This is a genomic window from Brevundimonas sp. BAL450 (genome assembly GCF_015767455.1).
Taxonomy (GTDB): Bacteria; Pseudomonadota; Alphaproteobacteria; order Caulobacterales; family Caulobacteraceae; genus Brevundimonas; species Brevundimonas abyssalis.
In genome coordinates this window covers 1-25,564 of the sequence record NZ_JADWOW010000043.1, presented here as the reverse complement: position 1 = coordinate 25,564, position 25,564 = coordinate 1, and the positions used below count along the sequence as shown (strand labels likewise).

The window sequence follows — 25,564 nt, the reverse complement described above, 5'->3', positions numbered from 1 at the left end:
CCCGCAGGCCTACGGAGGTTCCCCGCCCTCCCCTCGGCGGCCGTAATCGGCCGCTCGCCCGCCACCCTGAAGGGCGCCCCAACCGAGGGCGGCGAGCTCCCTCATCTCATCCCCCGCCACCGCCCATCCGAACAAACAAAAAGCCGCGCCCGGTCAGGACGCGGCTCAGGCTCAAAGCGAAGACGCTAGCCTATCACGGATGCGCTTCATGCAGCCAGACGACCGCCTTCTGCGCATGCGCCGCCGCCGAGAACAGAAACCGCTTGTCGGCCTTCAACACCTCGAGCCAGTGGCCGAGATAGGCAGCGTGATCCTCGCGCGGCTCCAGTTCGAGCCCGAGGTCGGCGCAGAGGAAGGCGGCGCCCAGTTCGGCGACCAACTCCTCGCGCGCGTAGGCTTGCGTCGAGCGGCTGAAGTCGCGCGCCAGCCGGGATCCATGGCCGGTCCAGTGCACGCACTCATGGCCGAGCGTGGCGTAGTAGGCGCCCGCGTCGCGGAAGGTCTCGAACGGCGGCATCTGCACATGGTCCGACGCCGGGACATAGAAGGCGGCCGATCCGCCGTGGCGGATGTCGGCGCCCAGCCGGCCGAAGAAGCGTTCGACCGCTGCCAACCGCGCGTCAGGATTCACGGGCTCCGGCGGCGTCGGACGGTAGGCGTCAGGCAGGTCGTCGATCTGTTCGACGTTGAAGACGGTGTAGGCCTTCAGGAACGGAATGCGCTGTTCGACCTCTTCGCCGGCATCGTCGGTCTCGGTGCGCACGATCTGGTTGGCGTAGACCACGGTGGAGCCCTTCTCGCCCTTGCGGACATGAGCGCCCAACGCCAGCGCCTGGCGGAAGGTCATCCAGGTCGGGGAGACGAACCCTCGGCTGAAGGCCTCCGACCACAGCAGCAGGATGTTGATGCCGCTATAGGGCGTGCCGTCGTGACGGAGCGGACGGGTGACAGGGTTGCCTCCGGTCCAGGGCTGGGTCCACGGCCGGACGCCGGCCTCCAGCTGGTCGATGATCTGGTTGGTGATCCGGCTATAGATGTCCGGACGAGCGGGATCGGCGGGGCGCGTCATGGCGGCCTCCTCAAGAATGAATTGTTCGGATGAAAGGGCGGCGGCGCCGAAGCGCCGCCGCCTCCGGATCAGCGGGACCAGATCAGGCTGTGCCCGCCATCGACCTCGACCAGGGTGGCGTAGATCGGCGCCGGGAAGCTGGGGTCGTCCAGCTTGACCGACAGGTAGTCCCGGTTCTGCTGGCTCGTCCGCTTCCAGGCGGCGCCAAACTCGGTCTGACCCGCGAAGATGCGGTAGTCCGGCGCCTTGTCGTCCGACTTCTCGTTCGGGCGCAGGGTCGCGCTCTTGACGTTGAGGGTCAGGGTCTTGATCGACCCGGTGTAGCCGTCGCCCTGGGCGGTGAAGTTTCCAATGGCGGCCATGTCAGTCTCTCCTTTGCTGTCGGGCCACGCCAGTCGCGGCCTCGATGGCGATCGGGAGACCGGGGGCCGATCGGCGCGCAGGGCGAGCGCAAGCGAACCCCCGCAGCGAAGCGGAGGACCGGAAGCGAGTGTTTCTTGTCGCGCGAGGAGGCCGTCAGGCCGGGGAAGAAACGCAAGCGCGCGGTTGCGCCAGCCGACCGGCTTTCGGTCAGATCCGCCCTTTCGAGAGGCCGCGCTGTCGGCGCGCCAAACATGGGAGAGCCCCACACGCCGCCGGAGCACCACCCACACAAGCGCACCATGCCAACGATCACGGCCCACCCCAGCGCGGAATGGCCTAGCGGCCGAAGCCCAGCAGTCGGAAAGGGAAAAGGTGCGGGCGTTGGAACCTCTGTGTCGAGGCCCGGAAGTTTCAGGCGGCGCCGCGACGGTTTTCCGGCGAACCGGCCCTACGGCGAACAGACGACGCCCTATGGAACCGGCGCCCGCAAATGCTAGCGTACCGATTATGGGCGGGGCAGCCTAGATGCGTGCGCTGATCGGGGCATTTCGACTCTTGCGTGTCAGCCCCACATTGCGGAGACTCTCGGCATGAAACGTCCGCTGAGGAAATTGCCGCTCGCCAAACAGCGTGAACTCGACGCCGCCGTCGAGATCATCCAGGACGGCTTCACCAAGGCCATTTCCACGCGCCGGGCCGACCGGCTGAAGAACGGCCGCATCCTCAGGATCGTCCTGTTCGGCAGCTATGCACGCGGCGACTGGGTCCACGATCCGGTCGGACGCTACTTCTCGGATTTCGACCTGCTGGTGGTCGTGGACCACGAGGACCTGACCGACTTCGAGTTCTGGGAGGACGTGGAGAAGCGCCTTCTGGCCGAACTCTCGGCGGGAGCCATGCGCACCCCGGTCAGCCTGATCGTCCATAGCTTGGACGACGTGAACTGGAAGCTGGAACACGGACGCGGCTTCTTCATCGACATCGCCCGCGACGGCGTGATCCTGAAAGATACGCCCGGCGTCGCCTTCTCCGAGCCGCAGCCGCTGCCTCCGGCAACCGCATTGGAAGAGGCGCTCGACCACTTCGAAGAGTGGCAGGCAGCAACGGCGCGCTTCCTCAAACTCGCGCAGATTTCTGCCCAAGAGGGTTTGCGTGACGAGGAATGGAGAAAGAATGCCGCGTTCAATCTGCATCAAGCTACGGAGACGATTTATCAGGGCCTATTGCAGGTTCTGACGCTCTACTCACCGAAGAGTCACAACCTCATCCGCCTCCGCAACATGACGGAGCCGCTCGAACCGAGCCTCCGCGACGTCTGGCCCCACGAGACCAAGTTCCAGAAGCGCTGCTTCGAGCTCCTCCGCGCCGCCTACGTCAAAGCCCGCTACTCACGCCGTTACCGCATCACCGAGGAAGAACTGGCGTACCTCACGGAGCGCATCGAGGTCCTGCGCGAGGTCGTGAACGTAGCCTCGGAACGGCGCCTCAATGCGCTGAGAGCGGCCGCTGAACAAGGGGCCTGACCCTTTCATCTGCTGCGACAGTCAAGCGAGACAGGGTTGAGCTTTCTGAAGCGCACAACCATTCCTAGTTGACAGGTTACGAAAAACAACGATCCTCCAACTTGGCTGGAGGGAACAAGATGAAACTGCTGTTCGCAGCTTTGACGGCGCTTGCCGTCATTGGCCTGGGCGCTTGCGGGACCGTCCCGAAATCGAGTCAACAGAACGCCGATGAGGTCACGCAGCTTTATCAGACTCTGACGCGCCGGGTCACCAGCGCCGACGAGGCCGCTTCGGTGGGCCAGGAATTGACTCGGCACTATCTCGAAGGCGCGGATCGATCGAGGCGCTCCCGCAGAAACACCAACATGGCGTTGCTCGTCATCAACACCTATACGCTCGGCGCGCTGGGACTGGACGCCCACCCAGACAACGCCTTGGTCTCCTCCCTGCTTGGCAACTTCGTGTCCGGCGCGGATCGGGTGAGCAACTCCGGTGGCGAGCAGGCTTGGCTCGACGCCCTTCTTAAAACCAACTGCATCACCCAGCATCTGGCTCCCGCCTATCGCCTTGAAGCCTATGACAGGGACTCATGGGTGAATGATCGGGAGCTTGTGGCGGCTCACGACGGGCTCATGCGCGCGTCCGCCACAGGATTTCTCGCAGCCTACCTCCGCTACCGGGCCGCGAGCGGACAGCAGACCCTGACCGTCCAGGAGGCGACAGCCACCGAGGCTCCCTTCGTCGGGAGCGGAGGCGATTTTCCGGCCGCACAGCGGGACACGATGCTTGCCGCGCTGGCCGGGTCCACAACAGGGGTGAACGCCTGCGTGGCCGCTTCCGCCTAGACCGGTTGCTGGCGAGCTGCTTTCCGACTTCAAGGCGCCGGGAAGCACCTTTGGAGATTCTCCTTCCACCCGAAATCTGCATGGCCATGGCTGGGCGCCTGACGTCAATTCCGGTCGCATGAACCCAGTGGCTTGCTTGAACATTCGAGCGAACAGCAGTCCTTTTTCCGCATGGCGCGACGTCGAGATCATCGACCGTTTCTGGGCTTCAGGAAGGAGCTCCATTACGGCCGCCTGCCCTCCGGCGATATCGTTCCGATCGATGCCGTTCGGCGTGGCGCCGCATGCGACTGCACCTGTCCCGCCTGCGGGGAAGCGCTGGTGGCGCGTCAAGGCGACGTTCTCATCCATCATTTCGCGCACGCGGGCGCCAACGGCGACGGCTGTGGCAAAGGATTGGAGACCAATGCCCATGTCTGGGCAAAGCGCATCCTGAAGGACGCTCTCCATATCCGGTTGCCGGACGTCAAGGCGGTGATCGGCGAACGCGCCAGGATGGTGAAGCCGGGCCGCGACTTCCACTTCGTGGAGGCGACCCTTGAGCAACGTCTTGGGGGCATAACGCCGGACGTGGTGCTGATCGCCCGGGATGGCCGGCGGCTGATCGTCGAAATCCGGGTGACCCATGCCTGCGACCGCGAGAAGATCGCCAAGCTTCGCGCGGGCGACATATCGGCCATCGAGGTCGATCTCTATCCACTCCGGAACAGCGCGGACGAGGATGAGGTTCGTCAAGCGCTCCTGGACGGCGCGAAGCGATCCTGGCTTTACAATCCTGCGGTCGAGACCGCGATCGTGGACCTGAGACGCGAAATCGCCGCGGAGGCTGCGCGGAAAGCCGCCGTCCAACGGGCTGCGGCCGAGAAAGCTGTCCGGCGCCTTCGTGCCGAGCCGGTTCGTCGGCCGGACACCCTGAAAGCCCTTCGGGCAGAGTTGGTGGAACTGGGGCTCGGCCGCCTAGCCACGGGCCTGCGGCCGGACGACGGGTTCATCGTCCCCGGCGCACTGTGGAAGGCCGCCGCCCTCATGCGCCTCATCACCGAGGCGCCGCCCTATGGCGCCTGCGGGCAGGTCACGGTCGAGCGGCTGGAAGGCTATGTCCAGAATTGCCTCGCCCCGGAGTTCCGCTATGGCGGAAGGAAACCAGTGGCGGTTTCGGCGATGGTCAGGGCCGTGCCGGATTTCACCCCGCCCTTTCGCACCCTGGAGATGTTCCTCGAGCTGCTGATCTCGGACGGCGTCCTCTACTATCGCAAGGGCGACCATTGGCTCGATCCGGCTTGGCCGGAGCGGGCGGTCGCTTTGGCCCAAGAAAGAGTCAGCAACGCCAGGATCGCCCGCGAGCGCAAGGCGCGCAGCGAGGACGCGGACCGGCTCCTCAAAGGCCTGTTCGACAGTTCTGGCGTCGATCCAGAAGGACCGGCGTTCTCATTGGCACGATGGCGGGCCGCGCCACCGGACCTCGACGGGCGCTCCATCGCTGAAGTCGCCGAGGATGGCGGCGAGGATTGGCGCAGTCTGCGCGAACGCCTGTCGGTCGTGGGGTTGATGTTGGGTGGCGGCGCGCCGTGCGACGAGCTGATGGGCCTGCCGTTCGAGACACATCGAGCCGATGCCGTGCGTCAAGCGGACGTCGTCGCCGCCGAGGAAGCCCGGCTTCTCGCGGAGGCGGAACGGCATGCGGCCGAGTCGCGGGTGCAGCATCTGCGACAAAGCGCGAATCTTGGTCTGTTCGACCAAGCGGATGCGTGGCTGGCGTCGGCGGGATCGGGCGGGACGAGCTGGGAAAAGCGCGCCCGGGAGAGTCAGGGGGGACTCAAACAGGCGCTCGAAGCCTTGGCGCCGGTCGCGGCGGCGGCGGCAGCGGCGCGACGGGAGAAGGCGAATCGTGAGGCCCTTCAAGCGGAGCTGCGGGAGGCGGCCCTCGCCGTCTATGACCCGTCGCGTGCCGAGTTGTTTCTGCGAGCCATGCACCCCGAGCTCGGAGCCTCGCCTCTCGCCTACTGTGACGAGCCGCGCAAATTGAAGCTTTGCCTGAGTTTGCTGCCGACCGCCGCCAAATGGCGCTGAGGCGCTGCACGAAAGAAAGGCCGCGCGTCCCAAAAGGGCGCGCGGCCAGATATGCATCATCGAGTCGTCCGGCCGCTACTCGGCGGCGAATGGATAGGCGTCATCATCTGGGACGGCGGCGTCTTCCGCCCCGGAGGGCTCAGCCGCCGCCGTCCGCAGCACCGACGGCAGCCAGCCTCTCCCCTCCACCAGCGCCTCCGCCGCTGCGGCCATGTCGCCCTTCTTCAGCCCGGCGATGCGTCCGGCTTCCTCGGCGCCGACCGCCTCGGTCACCGCCTCCAGTATCCGGGACTTGGACACCCGCGAGAAATACCCCCTGGCCGTGGCGGACCACGTCCCGCTCATGTCCAGCCCGGTCGCCGTGGCCAGAACCTCGGCCTGGGCCAAGGCGCCGGGCCTGCGGTCGTGGGGGTCGCGCACGGCGTAGAGACCCACGCCCGTGCAGACCGCCAGCAGGTCCAGCAGGTCGGTCCCGCCCATGAGCGCCAGCGCGGCCCACAGGTCCTCCGGCTTCTCCGGAAGCCGGACGCCCCACCGTTCCAGCCGGTCGGTTACGCGGCGTCCGGCCGGACCGTCGCTGACGCCGGGCGCCAGCCGCTCCAGTTCGGTCACGGTCAGACGCAGTTGCAGGCGCGTCCACTGGCCATAGCCCGGATAGAAGACCTGCAGGGCGAGGGCGTGGACCATCACCGCCAGCGCGACGACGGAGTCGGCCTGCACCGCGTCGCGCAGGCCCATGGTCCGGTGCGCCGTCAGGTCCATGACCAGCCGGTCCGACAGGGGCGCGGGCCCGTCTTCCGCCCCGGTCTCGGGGTCAGCGTCCGCCGAAGGCGGCGCCGCATCTTCGTCCGCGCCTGCGTCGTCCTCAGCCCAGGGCGGCGGTTCCGGGGCGACCGCATCCTCGGCCCGGACCAGACCCCGCTCGAAACGGGCCTCTCCGTCATGGCCCAGCAGGACCATCACCCCGGCCCGCTGCTTCGCCTCGGGCGCGTAGTCGTAAGCGGGACCGAAAGCCTGCAAGGCCTTGTCGATTTCCTCAAGGCGGGCGTCCACCTCGGGCGGCAGGGCTTCCGCCGCGTCGGTGTCAGAGACGAGCCGGTCGTATTCCTCGGACAGGGCCGCGATCTCGGCGGCCTCGGCCTCGGAGCGCACCGTCTCCACCGGATAGACCCGCGCGAGGGCGGCCACCTCGGCGTAGTCCGATCCGGCCTCGGCCCATTTCCAGCCCTCGCGGGCGCGCGCGTCCTCGGCCAGCGCGGCCAGCTTCTCGCTCACCAGCCGGTCCAGCAGGGCCGGGTCCTCCAGCCAGCCGCCCCCGTCCTCGGTGAACAGATCGCGCAGGATCAATCCGCCCGCCGCCTCATAGGCTTCCACGCCGATGAACACGGCCCGCCGGTCCCCCGCCGACACCTTGGCCTCGGTCATGGCCCGGCGGATGGCGTAGGCGGGGGTGTGGGGCCCCACCTGCGCCAGCACCTGCCGCTGCCGGTCCTGATCCTCGCTGACACAGAAGGCGGTCAGCTGGTCCAGCGCCAGCGTCCCCTCGCGGTAGGCCGTCATCAACTCGGGCGCCGCCGCCCCCAACCTGAGACGCTGGCGCACCACGTGGGCCGACACCCCGAACCGCGCCGCGATCTCCTCGGCGCCGTAGCCCTTCTCGTCGGCGAGGCGCTTGAAGGCCTCGAACTGGTCGGCGGGATGCATGGCCTCGCGGGTTATGTTTTCATCGAGGCTGATTTCGTGGGCGTCATTGTCGGCATCCACGATCACCCGCACCGGATGGGTCCGCTTGATCGCCTTGCGCTTGACCAGCATGCGCAGCGCCTGCCGCCGCCCCTCGCCGATGGTGACCAGATAGCTCCCGGTCGGAACGCCCTCCCCGTCCCGCTCGATCTCCACCACGGGCGGCTGCAACATTCCCTTGGCCTTGATGGACGCGGCCAGCGCCTCCAGCGCCGCCGCCGAATGCTTCACCTTGCGGGCATTGCGGGGCGATGCCTTCAGCCCGTTCAGCGGCACGGTGATCTCCGCGCCATGCACGGAATCCGCCACGGATCCCGCAGCGGCGGCGCCAGCCGCCGCTGGCGAACGGGATGGGGTGGATAGAGCGGTCATGTCTGCCTCCTCGGGTCAGGGTTTGCAGGCGCAAGGCGCGCCTGAAACCCTGCCCGTCGGCGAGACCGGGGTAGCAAGGGCCAGGGCGGACCGGCCGGAGGGGGATCGCCCGGCCTGCACAAGGCTCGGCCCCATGAGCACCATCGCCGCCCTCGCCGGCGCGGAAGGTCGGGGAGACCGGCCGGTCCGGCGGCGCAGCCGCGCACCCTGGCCCGCGCGAGGGCGGAGCCCTTAGCCCTGCGGCGGCGTGCGACTGTTCGGCTCCGGCGCCTTTATGAAGAAGAACCTCAGAGCAGCCGCGCCGTATGGAGGTCTGCCGGCGAGATGCCCGCGCGGAAGCTCGACGAAGGGGAAACCACATCAAAATATCAACGTTCTTCTGGCGCAGACACCGACAGTAGGGTAATCTTCGGTTGTACGAGCCTTGCTGCTCAACGTCCCGGCTCCGGGGGGGGGGAGCGACGATGGCCAAACGTCCCAAGTCCGCTGAATCAGATCAGAAGCCTTCGCTTCCGACCGACAAGGGGGCGGCTTCGAAGACGCCTTCCGCCAATTCGCCCAAGACCGCAGTCGTGCTGATTCACGGCATGGGTGAACAGCGCCCGATGGCGACCCTCTGGGGTTTCGTGGAGGCGGTCTGGCGGACGGACCGCAGCCTCACCCCGTCACATGGCAACGTCGTTTACGCCAAGCCGGACGAGATCAGCGACAATTTCGACCTGCGGCGGGTGACGACCCGTTACTGGAGCGATCCTGATCCCAGACGCGTCGACTTCTTTGAGTTCTACTGGGCTCACCTGATGCAGGGCAACACGGTCCAGGGCGCCCTGTCCTGGATACGGGAATTGTTCGTCCGTCCGCCGTCGAGCGTCCCGCGCGGGCTGCGCTGGGTGTGGCTGCTGGGGCTGGTTCTCCTGATCGCCGCCGGGGTGCTGATGGCGCTCGCAGCCCTGCCCTCGGAGGTGCTGGAGCAGTTCCTGCCCCGATCCTGGACATTGGCGCTTGCCGTTTTCGCCCTACTGGTGAGCCTTGGGGCGACCCGATGGCTGGCGCCGGTCGCTGGTGATGCGGCGCGCTATTTCAGTGCGGATCCTTCCAACGTCGCGGCGCGCAACACCATCCGCCGGGCTGGAGTCGATGTGCTCGAAAAACTCACCCGCTCCGGCGAGTACGACCGCATCATCGTGGTCGGCCACAGTCTCGGCTCCGCCATAGGTCTGGACGTGCTGGCCGGCGCCTATGAGCGGGTCGCCCGCGAGACCTGGGCAGCGGCCCATCCGCCCCGGAGCGCCGCCGCCAGGTCCCTGCGCGCCGTGGAAAAAGCCGCCGCAGCGCTTCGGGACGCGCCCCTCGATGCCGAGGCTTTCATCCGGTATCGCGATGCGCAGCGGGCCTATGCCCGGACGCTCTCAGCCGGCTTTAGGTCGGGCGAGGCGCCTTGGCTCGTCTCCGACTTCGTGACCCTGGGGTCGCCGCTGAGCAAGGCCGACATCCTGATCACCCGGGACCGGGACCGCTTCGACTTCAATGTCGGCGCGCGATCGGTATCCAAATGTCCGCCGCTTCTCGAGCAGGCCGACCCGCCCCGGTTTTCCTTCGAGGTCTCCCAAGGGCGTTGGGGGCCGCACCACGCCGCAGCTTTCGCGTCGACCACGTGGACCAATCTGTATTTCCCAAGCCGAATGATTGTGTTCGGGGACATCGTGTCCGGACCGGTCGCCTCTCTGTTCGGTCCGGGCATCCGGGACGTCAAGCTCGCAATCGGCGCGCCGCGCTTCCGCCACAACGACTACTGGCGTGATCCTGAGGCTGATCCCACGCCCGAGTGGATCGTGGCCCTCAGACGAGCCCTGAACCTGCGCCTGGCTGCCGAGACCGAGGTCTGGGGTGGACTTGATGATGAAGATGCGGCGCGACCGACGCTCTGATGCTTAATATCGACCGCGCCAGCCACCCTGCCCCTGCCTGCCTGTCCGACAGGCGATCAGAGCCCGGCAGAACGGCCCTTCTCGAACTCTTCTCTCTCGACCGGCAGACCGCCGCACAGCGCAGTGTCCGGATGTCGGCGCACGCCGTTGAGGACAGAGAGCTGTATCTGGCGCTCGTCCGCCTGTTCCGGGGACGATGCGCGTTCTGCGAAGCGATGGACGACACGCGCCCCTACCGCTTTCGTCCAAGCGAAGAGGCTGGCCCGAGTCATGCCGCGCCGCCCGAAGACGCCGACCGTGCTCACCTTTATTACGCCTGGCTCGTGAACGCCTGGGAGAACATCTATCCCATCTGCCACGGCTGCGCCCCACGCGATCCGACGGTCTTCCCCGTCCAGGGCAAGCGACGGCGCCTTCCCGCCCCTGACGAGCTCGCCCTCAACCTCGACGAGCCGACCGGAAGCTGGATTACGGCCGAAAAGGACCACGCCGTCTTCCTCGATCCATGCGGCAACACCGACCTGCGCAGGCATCTTGCAGTTCTGCCCGGCGGCCGGGTTCTGGGCCTCAGCTCACGGGGGGACGCGACCGTCCGTCATTTCAATCTGGACCGCGCGGAACTCCGGAGCCGGCGGGCCGCCGCATTCGACCGGTACCGCAGGCGTCTGATGGACGGGCCGGCCGGCGAACGGCCCGGCGACGTCTTCAATTTCCGGGCGCTGGAGTTCGGCGGCGGATGGTTCCTGCTGCTCTACCAGATGGCGCTCAAGATCGACGGGGCGGCCGGCTCGCGGCCGGTCCTCTCGATCAGCCGGATCGACCGCTACTACGCGGATCGTGTGCGCCGGGAGAATTTCCGCCATGAGTTCGACGAGGCCTGGCACGATCTCATGGAGCGACCTGGGCAGCTCCTCGAGCATGAAGCGTCCCCCAGGCCCAGGATCGATGGCGACGCACCGCAGCCGGTCGCGTTTGAAATCCGGAACTTCAAGGCGCTCGAGGCTGTCGACGTCCAAATGCCGCTGCCGCTCGGACCCGGCGCCGTGTTTGACGGGGACCAAAGCTCCGCCCTCGTCGTCCTGGGCGAAAACGCCGCTGGAAAAAGCACCCTGCTCGAGGCGATCGCCCTGTCGCTGGTCGACGAGCGGACCCGGCGCGAGCTTCTGGATGACAGTCAGGCCTTCATGCTGGATCCGCGGCTCATGGGGGCCCCCGATAGCGACGGCCCACGGCACGGCCAGGTCACCGTCCGCTACGGGACCGGACCGGAGTCCCAAATGGCGGTGCGTCCCGGGCTTCCCACACTGGGGGACGACGATATCCCGCGTCTCCCCGTCTTCGCCTACGGCGCCTTTCGTCTCTTCCTTGTTGGCGAGAAGCAGCTGCGCCGGTCTTCTCCGATCCGCTCCCTGTTCGATGGGGGATACGTCCTGCCGAACCCGGAAGCGTGGCTGGTGTCCATTCACGAGAAGCCGGAGTTCGAGGAAGTCGCGCGTATTCTGAAAGTCATTTTCGGCTTCGATCAGGAAGGCGACGTCATCGTGGTGAAGGATGGGGTCTGCCACCTGCGCATGCGGCAGACGCGCGCCGGTCTCGACGACCTGGTTCAGGACACGCCGCTCAGGGTGGTCTCATCGGGCTTCCGCTCGATCCTCGCCATGGCCTGCGACGTGATGCGCGGCCTGCTCAGGCAGAAGGATCGCTTCAGCACCTCTCTGGCGTTTAGCCGGGCGATCGTCCTGATCGATGAGATCGAGGCCCATCTGCATCCCCGATGGAAGATGCGGATCGTAACGGCGCTGCGCGAAGCGCTCCCCAATGTCACCTTCATCATGACCACCCACGACCCGCTTTGCCTGCGGGGACTCAGCTCCGCAGAGGTCACGGTGTTTCGTCGCGTGGAACGCCGCGAGCCGGGGCGGCTTCCGGTTGTGGTGGAACAGCTGGAGGCGCTGCCCGACATCGGTTCACTGACGGTCGAGCAGATCCTGACGTCGGACCTGTTCCAGCTGTACTCGACCGACGGGCCGGAGATCGAGGCGCGCTTCGCGAAGGCGGCCGATCTGATCGCCGCCGAACAGACGGGTGATCTGATTTCGGACGATGACCGCGAGGTTCTCAAGATGGCGCGCGCGGATATGCGGCTGATGATCGGGCGTGGGATGCCCGTGGGCTCGACTGAAGTCGAACGACTGATCCAGGAGGCGGTCGAGCTCTATCTGACCCGGCGCCGCGGCGGCCGTGCCGATGCGCTTGCGGCATTGCGCGAGAGGACCCGTCAGACGATCGTCGACGCGCTCGAGGGTCTCTGACCATGCGTCGCGTCGACCGGACACAGGAAGCGGCGCCAGCCAGTCTCACCGGGGCCACCCGCATCGGCCAGAAGGAACTGGCCCGTGCTCGCGAAGTTTTCGCCGGGGCCGCGGCGCCCGTGTCCTTCACGTTCAGGGCCTACAAGGAGGAGGATGTACGCCACGCCATGGAGCGCCTCTTTCATGGCAAATGCGCGTATTGCGAAAGCCGGTATGACATCACCGGTCCCGTCGATATCGAACACTTCCGTCCCAAGGGCGCGGTCGAAGGGGATGACGCCCACCCGGGGTACTGGTGGCTCGCCGGCGACTGGGAAAACCTGCTGCCCAGTTGTCTGGACTGCAATCGTCGCCGCTATCAGGCGTCCCCTGTACTGCTCGCCAGCGTCACGGCGGTCCTGCTCACGTCCCGCACCGGCTTCACGACCGCTTTCCAGACCGGCAAACACGCGAGCTTCCCGTTGGCGCCCGGTGGCGCGCGCATGATCACTGAACCGACCGGCGGACAGCGCAGCGTCGCGACAGCGGCGGAGCGCGCGTTGCTGCTCGACCCGTGCACGGATGAGCCCGGCGATCATCTCCGGCACTATATCAATCGCGACACGCCCCTGGGACTGATCCTGCCAGCGGGCGGTCATCCCGATGAATTTGCACCGATCACCTTCGCCGGCGCTGAAGACGCGTTGGCGATAGAACTGGCCGCGCGGACCGCCGGACTCAGCCCGCGGGGCTCGGTGTCGATCCAGGTTTACGGCCTGAACCGCCTGGGCCTCATTCAGGAGCGGACCCGGCTTCTCCGACGTCTGGAGGTTCTGGGGGAACTCGTGTTGAAGCTGTTCGAGATGGAAGCTGACCTCTCCGATCTGGCGGTGACGGAGGGCGTCCCCGCCCGGCAGACGCGTCTTAATCGACTCGCGAGTCAGGCCAACGCGCTTGCCCATCGCGCCCTCGCCGAAATCCGCGCCTCCGCTGGCGACGAAGCCCCCTTCTCGAGCCTTGCAAAAGCGTGGATCGCCGACTTTCGGCGGGAACTCGCGCCCGGCGTCGCACCCTGATGGCCCGGGACACGGCCTCTGACAGGCATAGCCGCCGGATTGTGCAAGCAGCCCAGGCCGCATTAAGCACCCTGGTCGCCAGCGCAGCCTTGTCTTGGGGCAGAATGCGGCCGTAGTGCCCGGCCACGGTCGCACGCGTGTCTTGAACGGCATAGCCGGCCTCTCGCGGGCCGCCGCCAAGGCCACCGAGGCGTCCCTCAACAAGACGTCCATTGCGGTGAACGATGCCGCCTCCCCCTGAGCCTGCACACCGCAGACCTGCGGATTTCTGCTTCGATGTCGATCGGGTTCGAATCTCCCGCAACCGAGGAGATGCGCCAATGGCGACCCAAAGCAGGCCCTTGCAGCGAACCATCAGGAAATCCGAGCTGCGCCAGATGGCGCCGCTCGCGGACAGCACGACTTGGGAAATGGAGCGAAAAGGCGAGTTTCCCCGCCGCTTCCTGCTCACACCCCGATGCGTCGTGTGGGACCTGGCCGAAGTCGAAGCCTTGGCTCGCCCTACGCCGCGAACGGCCAATCAAGCCCGCGAGGGGACCGGATGTCAGGCTGCGGCGTTCGCGTCCCGTCGAGTCCAGCCGAATCCACCCACACATCCTCTAGCGCATGGACGTCGCGGCCCTGTCCACATATCAAAACTCAGTTGCTGAGCTCGCGCGCCAGCTTGAGAAAGACGCTCCGCTGCGTTGGCGTCATGGCCGCAAAGCAGGCTGCGATCTCGTGACCGCCCTTGATAGAGCCGATGTCCAGGCGCGGCCCCGAAGGATCATGGTCGTCCGCAGGAAAGAAATCCCCTATGGGTGTGTGCAGCGTCCTGGCGACGCGCGCCAGCATTGACGCGGAAATGCGATTGGCGCCCCGCTCATATTTCTGGACCTGTTGGAACGTCACGCCTATGGCGCCCCCGAGTTCGGTCTGGCTCAGACCGAGGCGAATGCGCTCGGTGCGAACCCGCTCACCCACGTGAACGTCGACGGGGTCCGGTGTTTCGGTCGACCTGCGCGGCATCGGAAGCTCCCTCTAGATGACCGCTTTTAGCCGTTTCGTTCGCCTGCCCGCAACGCCAGGTCGACTCAGGACAAGGCCGCAGTTGCCGACACAGCCAGTCGGCTGAATTTCCCCGGCCATGCGCCGGGCCGGAATTAACCATCTGGACGTCCGCCCGCCTCGCCTTCTACCCTTCATGCGGGTTGGAGGCGCGTATGGTTCAGAAACTGTCACCCCGCGAACGGGAGTATGTGCGGTTGGCGGGTGAATGGCTGACCGATAAGGAGATCGCTGCGCGCGTCGGGGTGTCTCCGCGCACGGTCAGCAACACCCTCGCCCGCGCCATGCGCAAGTTGGGAGTCTCGAGCCGGCGTGACGCCGCGCGGCTGCTTGTGAGTAGCGATTACTCTGGTCATTCGATCCCTCTGGCAGACGATGGCCGCCTCCCGCTTCATCAGCCCCCGAAAGGAGGCCCTGATGAAAACCGAGGACGAACGGAGACGGCGCGGAAGGGAGAAGGATCGACTCCCGTTCACCTGGCGGCAGCTGGAGGACGCCCTGACCGGGTCCTCGAAGGACCAGACGGAGACGCTGGCGAGGTTCAGGCAGATTCGAGCCGACGCGCCTTATCAGTCAGCAGTGACAAGTCTGGGTCAGATTCTCGACCTGGTCCGGCCGAACGTGGCGGAGACTGGCGGCTCAGTCCACCACCTCAATCGAGAGCAAAGCGGCTCTTGATCGTTCTGGCGGTCGCGGCCGGGCTTCTCATCTTTATTCTCGGCCTCACCTCCTTGGCGCAGATCATTCTCACGCAACACGAAACCATCGATCGATCCGTCCGCATCGGTTGACCTTACTTAAAACCAAACCCATCCCGCCCGACGGCGGAGGAGCGTAGATTCATGTCCGAGACCAAGTTCACGAACCGCAACCTGGCCCAGACCGTGGCCCAGTCCATCTGGGAGGCGGAAGACGCCATTGACCGGGCCGTCGCCGCGGTCGCCCGGGTGGCGACAACCGCCGCGGACGGCCGGCTCAGCCACAAGGTGCCGGCGATGGTCGGCAACAAGGCGCTGGCCCACACCAGCGCATCCCTGAGCGCCCTGTCCGACGCCCGCAGCTTCATCGTCGAGGCGCATGGGGAATTCTCGCTGGCTGCCGAGGACCTCAAGGTGAATCCTGCCAGGCTGTTTGGTCCGGGCCAGACAAAGCCGGAGCGACCGATCCAACCTTCCGCCCTCACCGAAGCGGCCTGACGCATTTCAGGCTTTTCAGCGGGCCGCCGGAAAGCGAAGCTGCACCGATGATCCTGCTTTTGTTCTGGGCCGTCCTGGGCGGCGCCATCCTTGTCGGTTTCGGCTTCGGTCGAACGCCGGAAAGGATCGGCGCCGCAGCCATCGCGGCGGCCGCCCTAGCCACGGCGGCCGTGAATCAGCCGGACGACATGAGCGCCCGGCTCAGCATTGCGGCGATCAACCTGGGGCTGCTGGCGGCGCTGACCACCCTGGCCATGGCCGCCACGCGTTGGTGGCTGCTCGTCGCCGCGGGCGCGCAGCTGGCCGCCGTGATCGTCCAGCTCACGCTCCTGCTGGCCGCCGAGGCGGATGCGCTGACTGTCTGGACGCTTCGCGCCTCCATCACCACCCAGTGGGTCTGCAATCTCGCCGTCCTGTTCAGCCTGGCTTGGGGCGCACTGGAGGCACAGCGCGCACCCTACGCTCGGTTGAAGCACCAGGTTTCATAGGCGACCGAAACTGACGCACGTCAGGGTTAGACCTGCCCAATGGGCTCGGGAAGGCTATGCAATGAAAAGACTCGTCTTCTGTTTCGATGGAACGTGGAACCGCCTAGAGGCGCGTCATCCGACCAATGTGGTGATCACCGCCCAGAGCGTGGACCCCCTTGATGGAAAGCTGGCCCAGTTGATCTACTACGACGAGGGCGTGGGCACCGGCTTCGCGCAAAGGCTGGTCGGAGGGATATTCGGCGTCGGCCTGGTGACCAATCTGGCCCAAGCCTATCGTTTTTTGATCTTCAACTACTCGCCGGGTGATGAGATTTACGTCTTCGGGTTCTCTCGGGGCGCCTTCACCGCGCGCTCCTTCGTGGGGCTCTTGAGAACGTGCGGCGTGCTGAGACGAGCGGACGCCGCGCAAGTGTCGGAAGCGATCAAGCTCTATCAGTCGAGAAGGCCTGACAGCGACCCTGACGGACCCGAAATGCGGCGCTGGCGCCTGGAGCATGCGCCTCAGGTTATCGTGCACCCTGACGAGCAGACCTGGCGCGAAAGCGTTCAGGCGCAGGCTCCGGAAGAACCTGCGCCGCTCCTGTGCATCGCCTATGTGGGCGTTTGGGATACGGTGGGTTCGCTGGGCATCCCCTTGCGCTATCGCTGGTGGTTCGACCCCTTCAACACCCGCCACGCCTTCCACGACACCTCCATCACGGCGTTCGTCTCCAGCGCCCGCCACGCGGTGGCCCTCGACGAACGTCGTCGCGACTTCCAGCCCACTCTGTGGACCAGCGCTGACGACCTGAATCGCCTGGCCGGCAAGGAGCCGGCCGATGAGCTGGCCCCCTATCAGCAGAAAATGGTTCCCCGGGACGCACGGCTCGGTGGGCGGAGGTGGTCCCGTTCGCGGCCTGTCGGACCAAGCCCTCGACTGGGTTCTCTCTGGCGCACGCCGTCTCGGACTGAAGCTCGATTCGAGTCCGACCTCGCGAATCTACAGCCTGAACCCGACCTACCTGGCCCCGGTGGATAATGTCCCCTCCGGCTTTTCCATCATGAACAGGATCATGGGACTGTTTCCCTCCGACCGGTGTGGACCGGCCGCCCTTTATGAGCTCAGCCTCAGCGCCCGGCGCCGCTTTGTAGAAGCGCCCAAAAGCCTGCCGGAACGGCGCGCCTACCGGCCCGGCGCCCTGGGCCGTATCGAGGACGCGCTGACGGCATTGGACCCGGCGGAAGTCGGGCTCGGCCCCGGGTATGACGGCCTCTACCAGCTCTACGAGGTTCGCCCCGGGGACAGCGTGGGCAAGCTGGCGCAGCGCTTCTACGGCGCCGCCCGACACTGGCCCAGCCTTTACCGGGCCAATCCTCAGATCGAGAATCCAAACCGGATCTATCCGGGCTGTGTGCTGAAGATTCCCGAAGCGCCCTGGGTGAATCCGCAGGCGCCCACGCCGAAGGAGAAGCCGCAATGAGAGCACGCCTGGCCATCGTCTGCCTTTTGCTCGCTGCTACGTCCGCCTTCGCGCAGGACGGCGCCGAGCTCCACACATTCCATTGTCTTCACGGCTGCCCGTCCGGCGCTTCGGCCACCAATGACGTGATCGTTCGTGAGATTTACACCTTGTCGTCCAACGACCGGCGCAAGTTCGCCGACTGGGTCGCCTACCGCATCACCAGTGACACCGTGGGTCCGTCCGGCGCGCGGCGCTGGCAGGCTGATCCCTGGCTTTCCGACGAAGAAACGCTTGAGCCCGATGACTACGAGGGCGCGCCGCGGGCGCTTCAGATCGATCGTGGGCATCAGGCGCCCCTGGCCGCCTTTTCCGGGACGCCGTTCGCAGAAGACACCAACATCCTGACCAACATCACGCCCCAGCGTTCTGCCTTGAACCAGGCTTCCTGGCAGCACCTGGAGGCGCGCGAGCGATCCTTCGTCGAAAGAACCGACTCCTCTGGCCCCCGTCGCGCGCTCTATGTGCTCACCGGCCCGCTCTATGAACGGATGATGCCGCCGCTGCCGATGCCTCATGGATACGAACGGCATCGCGTGCCTTCCGCTTACTGGAAGGTCATCGCAACGACGGACGGGCAGATCGCCGCCTTCATCTTCGACCAGGAGACACCCCGATACGCCGACTACTGCGACATGCGGGTGTCGTTAGAGGAGGTGGAAATCCGGGCGGACCTCACGCTTTTCCCAAGGCTGCGAACGCGAGCGTTTTCCGATCTCGCCCCTGCACTGGGCTGTGGACCGGCCTAGCTCGGTCTGGCGGGTGAAATGTCCTGTCCGCCGCCGAGCCCCCCGCAGATGCACGGAGGGGATGTTCCGGGATGGCCCTCTCGCGGCCATTCGGGTTCGATTCCCCTCTCGTCATTTGTGGAGTGAACCGATGGCCCCGGCAGCGCCGCCCCTGCGTCGGACAATCAAGAAGCCCGAATTGCGTCAGATGGTGCCGCTCGCCGACAGCACCATCTGGGAGCTGGAGCAGCGCGGCGAGTTCCCCAAGCGGTTCCTGCTAACGCCGCGCTGCGTCGTCTGGGATCTGGGCGAAGTCGAGGCCTGGCTCGAGATGCGCCGCAAACGGCCCATCCGGCCGGCGCCGCCGCCGGACGTGCGCATGCGCATTTCTCGACCCGTCAGGAACCGCACTGAGACCAAGGATGCACGTTCCTGGAGCTGACCCCCGTTGCGTCCAAGGCGCGATCGGTCCCAAGCCGCCGGACCAAAAACGCCGATTCCCGGTCCACGGCCCGTGAACAATCGCCTGCGCCGCGAGTTGCGGCTTGCATGACCTCCCGCGATCCAGCCACCTGCCGCCGCGCCCTTCAGGAAATCAAGGAGATCGCCGCCGTCGCGACGCTCCAGGACAGCCAGATGTCCGACCAGGAAGCGCTGCAGACCATCGCGGCCATCGCCGATTGGGTGACTGAAGAAGGCGCTGCTGAGCGGGCGGACTGCGGCGATGTGATCCGGCGGCTGAATTCCCTGACCGCATCTGCGGATCTGGATTCGCTGGATGATCGGGAAGCCCTGGATCTGTTCGATCAGGTCCTGGCCACGCTCACCCGCCCGGCGGACAGACAGGCGCACCCCACAGCGGGATGAACCGCCCTGCAGCGGATGGTCACGCCCCGGCTCTCCCCTTCCCGGCCGGTCCGAGCGCCTCTGCCGCCGACGGGAAGCGTTGCAAGAGCCGGGCCGTCCATTCGGCCTTGCGCGGGTGGGGACGCTGCGCCTCACGCGGGCGCGTCTCGACCAGCGCGGCGGCTTCACGGTGCGCCGGCCAATCCATCAGGAATTCCAGGGCCGTGTCGAAGTCGGGGAACGCCGCAGCATGGGTGAAGGCGCGTTCGAGCGCTTCCACATCGTCGAAATTGGCCAGACGCGCGAGATAGTCCCGCAGAACCGGCGCCGACAGGTCTCGCTCGAACATAGTCCACCGCAGGGCCTGGGCCTCATCCGCCTTCCCCTCCGCTTCCATCACATCGATCGAGGCACGCTCCCAGGAAGAGGTCAGCGTGGGCCTACCCGGGTGATCCTGTCCGAACGTCCAGCGACGGTTCATCGCCGAGGGCCGTAGCGCCGCTTCGAGGGCGGACCTGGCCTCGGCGACCCGTCCCGCAGCCAACAGGCGACGTGCAGCGTCGGCGGCGACATCCGGGGACCTCCGTTCGTCGTCCGAGACCAGTGACAGCCACAGGTCCAGGTCCCCCGCGCGGTCCGCCAACCGTCGCACAGCCAGGCGCGACGAACGGGCCGTTCGCACGGACGGATCCATGGCGGCCAGCAGCCGCCCCGCAAGATCGGGGCTTAGGTCCTGTGCTCCAGCCTCGATCCAGCGCGCGTAGTCCAGCGGGGCTCGCCCGATGGCCTCGGCGAGCAACCGGATAGAGTCCGGTTCTTCATCGAGTGCGGCCTGGGCGACCGTCCACAGGGAGGGCGCCGCCGCGCCGAACGCGGCGGTCAACTCGCCGCGGGGATCCTTGACGCGACCGGTCAGGCCGCCGAACAGATCGAACCAGGCCTGCAGAGCCGCCAGCCCCGCCGCGGGCGCGACGGGCGCCAGGCGCGTGACGATCATGTGGCGATGGGCCTCAAGGTCACGCAGCAGGTCGGGCCTTTTCCGCCAGGAAACGCGGGCACGACTGGCGGCCAGGCTCGCCAGACGCTTGTCCACGACGGACGCCAGATGCTCCGGACCCGCTTCAGCCGCCAGCTCCAGCTGCAGGCGCCGCTTCAGATTGCCGTCGCCCACGCTGGCGGCCAGCAGCAGGTCCGCCAGACGCGCGGCGCCCAGGGATTCCAGATTGGTTGCATTCAGCCGGGTCGAGGTCGTGGGACGCCGCGCCATCTCTTTCCTTCAGTTAAATCCAGGCAGGCGCGTGGTCGCTGGCCTTGTCCCAGCCTCTCACATGGCGATCAACACTGGCGTACGCCAATCGATAAATGCGATCCGGACTGAGGAGGATATGGTCGATGCCAAAGCCGAACTCGCCTTTGGGCAGGCCGACGAATCTGGCTTTCAATAACCGCAGAGCCGTTTGAGGAGGAGCGTGATCGTGGGTGAAGCCGAGACCAATTCCACTTCGATTGCAATGGGCGTCTGAACTGGCCATCGCTTCGCAGTGGCCTGTTTCAGTAGGAGACTTCCTATGTCCCGAACCTTCACGCGCGAAGAAATCTACGAGCTCGTCTGGTCCAGACCGATGACGCAGTTGGCCAAGGAGTTCGCTCTGTCGGACGTCGCGCTTCACAAGATTTGCCGGAAGCATGGCATTCCAAACCCGCCATTGGGGTGGTGGGCGAGGAAGGCTGCGGGCAAGCCGGTCAAACGCACGCCTCTGCCCGGTCTCAGGTCGGGGGCCCGGGCCAGAACGATTACAATTGCGGAGGGGCACTTGAAGCCAGAACCGGAAGCGATGGCGGCCGTTCGCGAGAAAGCCCGTCTGCTGGCTTCCTCCATCGAGGTTGAGGCCAAAACGCCTTCGCATGCCGTCGTAACCGAGACGCTGAGGGCTCTGCGCAATGCAGCCCCTCCGACCCCACAGGGATTGGTGTCGGTCTCCGGCCCCGGTCGGGTCGAGACCGAGGTCTCGCCGGGCTCTTTCGATCGCGTTGAACTGATCTTGGGTCGACTTGCTGCGGCCGGCGCTACACTTGATGTTGAGCTGGCTGCAGATGAGAGCGGGGCATTTCTCAAACACGATGGGGAGACGATCCGCTTCTCGATTTCAGAAAGCTACCGGCGACACAAACATGCGCCGACCGAGATCGAACAGGCCCAGTTGAAAGCCTGGGAGAAGAAGCACGAAAAGGCGCTGCGGCGAGGCGGCTGGGACGTGGTCATGCTTCCTGATCTGCCCCGGTTTCCGGAATGGGACTATGTGCCGACGGGGCAACTTTCGATCGAAATGCAGGCTCCACATTTGTACGGAGTGTCACCTCGCCGCAGCTTTCGCGATGCGAAAATCCAGCGCCTCGAGAAGATGACCGGTGACATCCTCGTGGGCGTCCATGTTCTCGCCGTGGCAGTTCGAGAGGATCGGCTACGACGCGAGGCTGCCGACAAGCAGCGGCGAGAGGCCGAAGAGCGCAGAGAGCGCGCGCTACGCGAACGGCATGTTCGTGAGCGTCGCAACGCCGCGTTGGACCACCTCCTTCAGGAAATCGGAGAGCTAGACCGGCTGCGGCGGCTAATGACCGCCTTGTATGGCGAACTGGGGAATCGGCCATCCGGGCGCGTGGGTGAATTCATGGCCTTCGCCGAACTGCGCCTCCATGAAAGTGAACAGGCGCTTCGGGCTACAGGTTTATCGTCGCGGTTCGAGAACGAGCGGCTTTTCGGCGACGACGACGACTACGATTTCCGGCCTCCCGCTCTTGGTCACTAACCTGCGTCAGTCATCGGGTCAGGAGCCGCTGCCTGCGCGACCATTAAAGCAAATGCGGTGATGCTGTTGATCATGTTCCCTCCGACGCTTCATCGGGCTCCTGTGTTCAAGCTCGTCAAGCTCCCTATCCAACGAGCACCGGTCTTCAGAATCTGCGCGTAAAGCCGAACTCCGCTGCAAAGCGGCTGTAGTCATAAATCCCGACCGTTGAGTCGTTGTCCTCAACGTGAAGGCGAAGAGTTGGAGCCATTCCACGAATAGAGAGGGCCTGGAGGATCACGCCCGCCCTCGCAGTCCAGAGCCATTCTTTGCGCCGCTCCGGAAAGAGAAAGAGACGTTCATCACCTTCCGTACGCCGTAGGCCCGACGATGCAAACAGCACACCCCAAGACGCTTGTCGCCATACACCGACATTGGCGCCGCCGCCCCATGTGGCGTAGCCTGGGTCCCGGGCCGTCTGGCGCGTGGCGGACAACGTGACCGATCCCCCCATCGCCTCGCCGAATGTGCGTTCGTATGACGCCGAGACGTCGAACAGGCCGCCGTCCTGCAAATTATTTCGGTCGTAGCGGACCTGCGCGGCGCTTCCCGAAACAACCAGCTGGGAGTCTGGTCCCAGCCGCCGTAGCCAGTCCACTGAGATCGTGCGGGTCTGGGCGTAACGCTCTCCGGCGAACCAGCGATAGGTGGCTCCTATGGAGGGACTGAGACGATCGGACTGGCCGCGCCATTCCAGTCCCATGAGCCCCGAAGCAGAGAGGTCGTTAAACCGATCGTCGTCGTAGAGGTTTCCCAGCCCGGCCAGGCGCGGCACTAGCGAGACGCTCTCGCTCAGAGGAAGCCTGGCGAATATCTGTCCAGTTGTGCGAACGCCCAATCCGCTTTGCGCTCTGGCGTCGTCAGACAGCGTCAAGGGTGCGATGATCGTGTCCAGGGTCCGGGCCTGGGTAGCGCGATTGATGTTGGAATCCGGGGCCAGAGCAAACTCGACCGAGCCACCCAGCCGCCGGGACGAGCGCAGGGCGGCGGCGAACTGCTCAACCATGGGCGCCGCCTGCGCTGGAATGCCGATTTTTTGGGCTTGTCCCAGCTCCCGGCGCGCCTCCCCATGCCGACCGATAGCGGCCAACATGCGCGCTAGTTCGAGCCGTGCCGCGATGGCCTCGGGCCGTTCACTCAGCACGTCCCGAAATGCACCTGCCGCAGCCTCGAAGCGGCCCATGTCCGCCAGCAACAGCCCCTTTCGATACCGCGCTTCAGCACGGATCTCGGGATCCGGATCCGAACTCAGGGCCTCGTAGACGACGAGGGCGTCATCAAAGGCTTCGGCCTCCTTGCGGGCGTCCGCAAGATCGAACAGCTGCGCGGCGCTTAGGCCCTCCACCCGGTCCTGGGCGACAGCCTGCCCGCCCCCAGCCCCAAGCGCGACGGCAGCGTAGATTCCGATCAGGATCCGCATCGCCGGGCGGTGCAAACGGCGCCTCACTGCCTGCGCGCGACCGTCACCCCGGTGATGATCACGCCCTCATGCACGTCTTCGGGCGACCTTATGGAGAAGTCGCCGCCGATCTCCTCGCCGGAGGGACCAAAGAAGCGTGTCTCCAGATCACCGACCTCAACGCCGTTCCGGGTGATGATCGCGATGCTGGTCCTGGCCCCCAGCTGGCCGGAGAAGTCATACCGGCCAAAATCCACAGATCGATTGTCATTGCGGCCATTCAGCGTGAGGTCGCCCGAATAGGATTGCCGGGAGAAATTCACATCGAACACCGAGGCGCCCCGGACGTCGAATTCTTCGCCGGTGGCGCCGACGGCGGCCGCGCCGTACACCACGCCCTCATACCGGGCGCTTCCCGTTCTCGACGCCAGAAGACGTTGAGGCGTTTCGAGGCCATAGACGAAGTGATGGTGCTGGATGGTCGTGCCGACCCCGGCGCGTTCCAGACTCCGCCAGCGGCCCAAGCTCGAATAGGTCAGCGACAGTTCGCTGTTGGACTGCCCGACCTTGTAGAGATCCAGACGAACGTCGGCCTCGCCAAAGGTGGCTTGGTGGGTCGTGAAGTTGGGGTCGGATGACCCGACGATCGAGTCTGGCGTGAAAGTTCCTCCAGCCATGTGGGAGTAGCCTGGACTAAAGGTGAACTGGCCGCCGGTCTGATCTCGGAACTGGCCGATCATGCGCTGTGTCCGGACGCCGGCGCCGGGGCGGTCGGGGACGGTTTCAACAAACAGCGCCGTGCCATGGGCGAAGAAGGTCTCGGGCGCGACGATGTTGGTCAGGGTCAGGTTCGCTGCGGGTCCCTCCCGTCTCTGGCCTGTGAAACTCCCCACGATCGTGCCGCTGCCGCCCGAAGCGCTGAAGGTGGCGCCCAGCTCATCGGCGGCAGGACCGTAGAACCGCCCGGCGAGCGAACCGGTCAGGTTGGCGTTGCGGCTGCCAACCGTCACATTCCCGGAGAAGGATGAGGCCGAGCTGGACAGCAGCCCGGCGCCCTGCAGTTCTATGCCTCCGCCGAAGACGCCCTCCCCCGTCAGCAGGCCGGTCTCGTACAGGGAGGCGCGTGTGGAGAACACGCCCGCCATGAAATCCACATTGAACTCGCCCTCGCCTTGAAGAACGCTGGGTTCGAACCCCGGAATGGTGGCCAGGCCGAAGACATCGATGCCGAACCTCGCCTGGCCAGTGCGCGGCATCGAGGCGGCAGAGGTTTCCAGACCGTAGACAAAGGTCGCGAAGCGATCGGATTGCCGGGACGAAACCACACTGGATCTCTGCCAGTATCCCATGCCCACATATCGGTTGCTGGCGCCGCCCGAATAGGGCGTGGTGACCAGTGTCAGGCGGTCGCGGCCAGCCGCGCCGTCCTTCTGATAGCGAACTTCGCCGTTCGCGTTGGAGATGACATCTGCGGGTCTGAAGGTTTGGGAGCGACCGGAGACGGAGACCGTGTAGCTCTTCTGAGCGGCATCGTAAGCCACAGTCAGATTCGCATCGCCGCCGCCGCTGCTCAGGGTCACCGCCGATGCGAGGTCGAACTCGCTGTCGGATGTGGCCGCTGGGCCGCTGAACACCTGGTCGGCGACCAGATTCGTAATGATGGAATTCGTGGCCGCCCCCGGAGGAAGGGGCAATGCGCCGCCGCCGCTGCCGCCGCTGCCTCCGCCGCACGCGACGAGCAGCCCGGACATCAGCGACACCAGGGTAATCTTCAATGCACGCATGGCTGGCCCAACTCTTGTCTAAACGTTCTTGAGGCGCCGACCGAGGGGGGTCAAGAACGGAAAATCTTCTGAGGTGCCACTTGGTGGCGCGCGATCCAGAGGGTCAAAGGCGGTTTTCCCGGGCCAGCGCCCGAAGGGCCATTTTGCGGCGTGCAGTACCTGACCAGCACCCGACCACACCGCTTGAAATCTTCTCCGGGCGTTCTGGCTTTTGATCCAACCCATTGTCCCTCTGAGCGTCCGGCTCACGAAGCTATTTGCTCTCACCGCCCCCACGCGCCCACTTGTCAGTGCGTTTTCCCATTGTGCAGTTTGACGTCCGGATAGCGCCGATTTCGTTGAAAAAGGCCCGCGTTGGCAATTGGCATGAGGGCTCGTCACTGATTCACTCTGGTCGTTGAAGCCGGAGGTGCAGCGATGATGGGTGAGCGGCGGGTCGATCAGTCGGCTCTGTTCTACGAGTTCT

General features: G+C 65.8%; 23 protein-coding genes and 2 pseudogenes. 17 read left to right on the top strand and 8 right to left on the bottom strand.

Going from position 1 to position 25,564, the window contains the following annotated elements:
• Window positions 1–193: 193 nt before the first annotated feature.
• Together IWC96_RS05055 and IWC96_RS05050 are read right to left on the bottom strand one after the other, a co-directional pair.
• On the bottom strand, window positions 194–1,069 hold the full coding sequence (locus IWC96_RS05055; RefSeq protein WP_196838473.1) for an ArdC family protein: 876 nt from the start codon (window positions 1,067–1,069) through the stop codon (window positions 194–196).
• 68 nt (window positions 1,070–1,137) lie between these two features.
• Window positions 1,138–1,431 carry a DUF736 domain-containing protein gene (locus IWC96_RS05050; protein ID WP_196838472.1) on the bottom strand — a complete coding sequence of 98 codons (294 nt, stop codon included), beginning with the start codon at window positions 1,429–1,431 and terminating at the stop codon, window positions 1,138–1,140.
• A gap of 591 nt (window positions 1,432–2,022) precedes the next feature.
• On the opposite strand from IWC96_RS05050, the gene IWC96_RS05045 reads away from it, so the two are divergent.
• The 3 genes from IWC96_RS05045 (at window position 2,023) to IWC96_RS05035 (ending at window position 5,852) form a co-directional block, all read left to right on the top strand.
• Complete coding sequence (locus IWC96_RS05045) at window positions 2,023–2,955, top strand: HEPN domain-containing protein (RefSeq protein ID WP_196838471.1); 933 nt, start codon at window positions 2,023–2,025, stop codon at window positions 2,953–2,955.
• Window positions 2,956–3,074: 119 nt separating this feature from the next.
• On the top strand, window positions 3,075–3,782 hold the full coding sequence (locus tag IWC96_RS05040; RefSeq protein WP_196838470.1) for a hypothetical protein: 708 nt from the start codon (window positions 3,075–3,077) through the stop codon (window positions 3,780–3,782).
• Window positions 3,783–3,914: 132 nt separating this feature from the next.
• Window positions 3,915–5,852 carry a hypothetical protein gene (locus IWC96_RS05035; RefSeq protein ID WP_196838469.1) on the top strand — a complete coding sequence of 646 codons (1,938 nt, stop codon included), beginning with the start codon at window positions 3,915–3,917 and terminating at the stop codon, window positions 5,850–5,852.
• Between the two features lie 75 nt (window positions 5,853–5,927).
• Here IWC96_RS05035 and IWC96_RS05030 read toward each other — a convergent pair whose 3' ends face one another.
• Window positions 5,928–7,967 carry a ParB/RepB/Spo0J family partition protein gene (locus IWC96_RS05030; protein ID WP_196838468.1) on the bottom strand — a complete coding sequence of 680 codons (2,040 nt, stop codon included), beginning with the start codon at window positions 7,965–7,967 and terminating at the stop codon, window positions 5,928–5,930.
• A gap of 413 nt (window positions 7,968–8,380) precedes the next feature.
• Between IWC96_RS05030 and IWC96_RS05025 the strand changes: the two genes are divergently transcribed.
• From IWC96_RS05025 to IWC96_RS05010, 4 genes and pseudogenes are all read left to right on the top strand, one after another.
• Window positions 8,381–9,895, top strand: coding sequence for a hypothetical protein (locus tag IWC96_RS05025; RefSeq protein WP_231378896.1), 1,515 nt, complete (start codon window positions 8,381–8,383; stop codon window positions 9,893–9,895).
• Window positions 9,895–12,207: an AAA family ATPase gene (locus IWC96_RS05020; protein WP_196838466.1), complete on the top strand. Its 2,313-nt coding sequence runs from the start codon at window positions 9,895–9,897 to the stop codon at window positions 12,205–12,207. Before IWC96_RS05025 ends, IWC96_RS05020 begins: the two co-directional genes overlap by 1 nt.
• 2 nt (window positions 12,208–12,209) lie before the next feature.
• Complete coding sequence (locus IWC96_RS05015) at window positions 12,210–13,262, top strand: HNH endonuclease (RefSeq protein ID WP_196838465.1); 1,053 nt, start codon at window positions 12,210–12,212, stop codon at window positions 13,260–13,262.
• Window positions 13,263–13,582: 320 nt separating this feature from the next.
• A pseudogene (locus IWC96_RS05010) lies at window positions 13,583–13,865 on the top strand (helix-turn-helix transcriptional regulator).
• Window positions 13,866–13,901: 36 nt separating this feature from the next.
• On the opposite strand, the gene IWC96_RS05005 reads toward IWC96_RS05010, so the two are convergent.
• The gene (locus IWC96_RS05005) at window positions 13,902–14,270 is read right to left on the bottom strand and encodes a helix-turn-helix domain-containing protein (RefSeq protein ID WP_196838464.1); all 369 of its coding nucleotides are present in this window, start codon (window positions 14,268–14,270) and stop codon (window positions 13,902–13,904) included.
• Window positions 14,271–14,464: 194 nt separating this feature from the next.
• Between IWC96_RS05005 and IWC96_RS15915 the strand changes: the two are divergent.
• The 9 genes and pseudogenes from IWC96_RS15915 to IWC96_RS04965 form a co-directional block, all read left to right on the top strand.
• Window positions 14,465–14,578, top strand: a pseudogene (locus tag IWC96_RS15915) (LuxR C-terminal-related transcriptional regulator); the annotation flags it as partial.
• A 148-nt stretch (window positions 14,579–14,726) separates the two neighbouring features.
• The gene (locus tag IWC96_RS15910) at window positions 14,727–14,987 is read left to right on the top strand and encodes a hypothetical protein (RefSeq protein ID WP_231378914.1); all 261 of its coding nucleotides are present in this window, start codon (window positions 14,727–14,729) and stop codon (window positions 14,985–14,987) included.
• A gap of 164 nt (window positions 14,988–15,151) precedes the next feature.
• Window positions 15,152–15,505: a hypothetical protein gene (locus tag IWC96_RS04995; protein ID WP_196838462.1), complete on the top strand. Its 354-nt coding sequence runs from the start codon at window positions 15,152–15,154 to the stop codon at window positions 15,503–15,505.
• A 47-nt stretch (window positions 15,506–15,552) separates the two neighbouring features.
• Window positions 15,553–15,993: a hypothetical protein gene (locus IWC96_RS04990; protein ID WP_196838461.1), complete on the top strand. Its 441-nt coding sequence runs from the start codon at window positions 15,553–15,555 to the stop codon at window positions 15,991–15,993.
• A gap of 61 nt (window positions 15,994–16,054) precedes the next feature.
• Window positions 16,055–17,014, top strand: coding sequence for a DUF2235 domain-containing protein (locus tag IWC96_RS04985; RefSeq protein ID WP_196838460.1), 960 nt, complete (start codon window positions 16,055–16,057; stop codon window positions 17,012–17,014).
• 34 nt (window positions 17,015–17,048) lie between these two features.
• Window positions 17,049–17,456, top strand: a complete 408-nt coding sequence (locus IWC96_RS04980; protein ID WP_196838459.1) for a LysM peptidoglycan-binding domain-containing protein — start codon at window positions 17,049–17,051, stop codon at window positions 17,454–17,456.
• Window positions 17,453–18,244 (top strand): DNA/RNA non-specific endonuclease, encoded by a 792-nt coding sequence (locus IWC96_RS04975; protein ID WP_196838458.1) that lies wholly within the window; start codon window positions 17,453–17,455, stop codon window positions 18,242–18,244. Before IWC96_RS04980 ends, IWC96_RS04975 begins: the two co-directional genes overlap by 4 nt.
• A 130-nt stretch (window positions 18,245–18,374) precedes the next feature.
• Entirely contained in the window at window positions 18,375–18,665 is a 291-nt protein-coding gene (locus tag IWC96_RS04970; protein WP_196838457.1) for an AlpA family transcriptional regulator, read from the top strand.
• A gap of 107 nt (window positions 18,666–18,772) precedes the next feature.
• Complete coding sequence (locus tag IWC96_RS04965; protein WP_196838456.1) at window positions 18,773–19,090, top strand: hypothetical protein; 318 nt, start codon at window positions 18,773–18,775, stop codon at window positions 19,088–19,090.
• Window positions 19,091–19,109: 19 nt separating this feature from the next.
• On the opposite strand, the gene IWC96_RS04960 is transcribed toward IWC96_RS04965, so the two are convergent.
• Window positions 19,110–20,336 carry a DUF6880 family protein gene (locus IWC96_RS04960; RefSeq protein ID WP_231378895.1) on the bottom strand — a complete coding sequence of 409 codons (1,227 nt, stop codon included), beginning with the start codon at window positions 20,334–20,336 and terminating at the stop codon, window positions 19,110–19,112.
• Window positions 20,337–20,637: 301 nt separating this feature from the next.
• Here IWC96_RS04960 and IWC96_RS04955 point away from each other — a divergent pair, with 301 nt between their 5' ends.
• Entirely contained in the window at window positions 20,638–21,876 is a 1,239-nt protein-coding gene (locus IWC96_RS04955) for a hypothetical protein (RefSeq protein WP_196838455.1), read from the top strand.
• A 145-nt stretch (window positions 21,877–22,021) separates the two neighbouring features.
• On the opposite strand, the gene IWC96_RS04950 is transcribed toward IWC96_RS04955, so the two are convergent.
• The 3 genes from IWC96_RS04950 to IWC96_RS15905 form a co-directional block, all read right to left on the bottom strand.
• Complete coding sequence (locus tag IWC96_RS04950) at window positions 22,022–23,335, bottom strand: surface lipoprotein assembly modifier (RefSeq protein WP_196838454.1); 1,314 nt, start codon at window positions 23,333–23,335, stop codon at window positions 22,022–22,024.
• A gap of 23 nt (window positions 23,336–23,358) precedes the next feature.
• On the bottom strand, window positions 23,359–25,098 hold the full coding sequence (locus IWC96_RS04945; RefSeq protein ID WP_196838453.1) for a transferrin-binding protein-like solute binding protein: 1,740 nt from the start codon (window positions 25,096–25,098) through the stop codon (window positions 23,359–23,361).
• An 18-nt stretch (window positions 25,099–25,116) separates the two neighbouring features.
• The coding region (locus tag IWC96_RS15905) for a hypothetical protein (RefSeq protein ID WP_231378894.1) at window positions 25,117–25,564 on the bottom strand (448 nt) is incomplete at its 5' end.

What these genes read in the sequence shown, in the direction of transcription:
- IWC96_RS05055 (WP_196838473.1), bottom strand. Translation starts at nt 1,069, where the DNA reads ATGACGCGCCCCGCCGATCCCGCTCGTCCGGACATCTATAGCCGGATC.
- IWC96_RS05050 (WP_196838472.1), bottom strand. Translation starts at nt 1,431, where the DNA reads ATGGCCGCCATTGGAAACTTCACCGCCCAGGGCGACGGCTACACCGGG.
- IWC96_RS05045 (WP_196838471.1), top strand. Translation starts at nt 2,023, where the DNA reads ATGAAACGTCCGCTGAGGAAATTGCCGCTCGCCAAACAGCGTGAACTC.
- IWC96_RS05040 (WP_196838470.1), top strand. Translation starts at nt 3,075, where the DNA reads ATGAAACTGCTGTTCGCAGCTTTGACGGCGCTTGCCGTCATTGGCCTG.
- IWC96_RS05030 (WP_196838468.1), bottom strand. Translation starts at nt 7,967, where the DNA reads ATGACCGCTCTATCCACCCCATCCCGTTCGCCAGCGGCGGCTGGCGCC.
- IWC96_RS05020 (WP_196838466.1), top strand. Translation starts at nt 9,895, where the DNA reads ATGCTTAATATCGACCGCGCCAGCCACCCTGCCCCTGCCTGCCTGTCC.
- IWC96_RS05015 (WP_196838465.1), top strand. Translation starts at nt 12,210, where the DNA reads ATGCGTCGCGTCGACCGGACACAGGAAGCGGCGCCAGCCAGTCTCACC.
- IWC96_RS05005 (WP_196838464.1), bottom strand. Translation starts at nt 14,270, where the DNA reads ATGCCGCGCAGGTCGACCGAAACACCGGACCCCGTCGACGTTCACGTG.
- IWC96_RS15910 (WP_231378914.1), top strand. Translation starts at nt 14,727, where the DNA reads ATGAAAACCGAGGACGAACGGAGACGGCGCGGAAGGGAGAAGGATCGA.
- IWC96_RS04995 (WP_196838462.1), top strand. Translation starts at nt 15,152, where the DNA reads ATGTCCGAGACCAAGTTCACGAACCGCAACCTGGCCCAGACCGTGGCC.
- IWC96_RS04990 (WP_196838461.1), top strand. Translation starts at nt 15,553, where the DNA reads ATGATCCTGCTTTTGTTCTGGGCCGTCCTGGGCGGCGCCATCCTTGTC.
- IWC96_RS04985 (WP_196838460.1), top strand. Translation starts at nt 16,055, where the DNA reads ATGAAAAGACTCGTCTTCTGTTTCGATGGAACGTGGAACCGCCTAGAG.
- IWC96_RS04980 (WP_196838459.1), top strand. Translation starts at nt 17,049, where the DNA reads ATGGGACTGTTTCCCTCCGACCGGTGTGGACCGGCCGCCCTTTATGAG.
- IWC96_RS04975 (WP_196838458.1), top strand. Translation starts at nt 17,453, where the DNA reads ATGAGAGCACGCCTGGCCATCGTCTGCCTTTTGCTCGCTGCTACGTCC.
- IWC96_RS04970 (WP_196838457.1), top strand. Translation starts at nt 18,375, where the DNA reads ATGGCCCCGGCAGCGCCGCCCCTGCGTCGGACAATCAAGAAGCCCGAA.
- IWC96_RS04965 (WP_196838456.1), top strand. Translation starts at nt 18,773, where the DNA reads ATGACCTCCCGCGATCCAGCCACCTGCCGCCGCGCCCTTCAGGAAATC.
- IWC96_RS04960 (WP_231378895.1), bottom strand. Translation starts at nt 20,336, where the DNA reads ATGGCGCGGCGTCCCACGACCTCGACCCGGCTGAATGCAACCAATCTG.
- IWC96_RS04955 (WP_196838455.1), top strand. Translation starts at nt 20,638, where the DNA reads ATGTCCCGAACCTTCACGCGCGAAGAAATCTACGAGCTCGTCTGGTCC.
- IWC96_RS04950 (WP_196838454.1), bottom strand. Translation starts at nt 23,335, where the DNA reads ATGCGGATCCTGATCGGAATCTACGCTGCCGTCGCGCTTGGGGCTGGG.
- IWC96_RS04945 (WP_196838453.1), bottom strand. Translation starts at nt 25,098, where the DNA reads ATGCGTGCATTGAAGATTACCCTGGTGTCGCTGATGTCCGGGCTGCTC.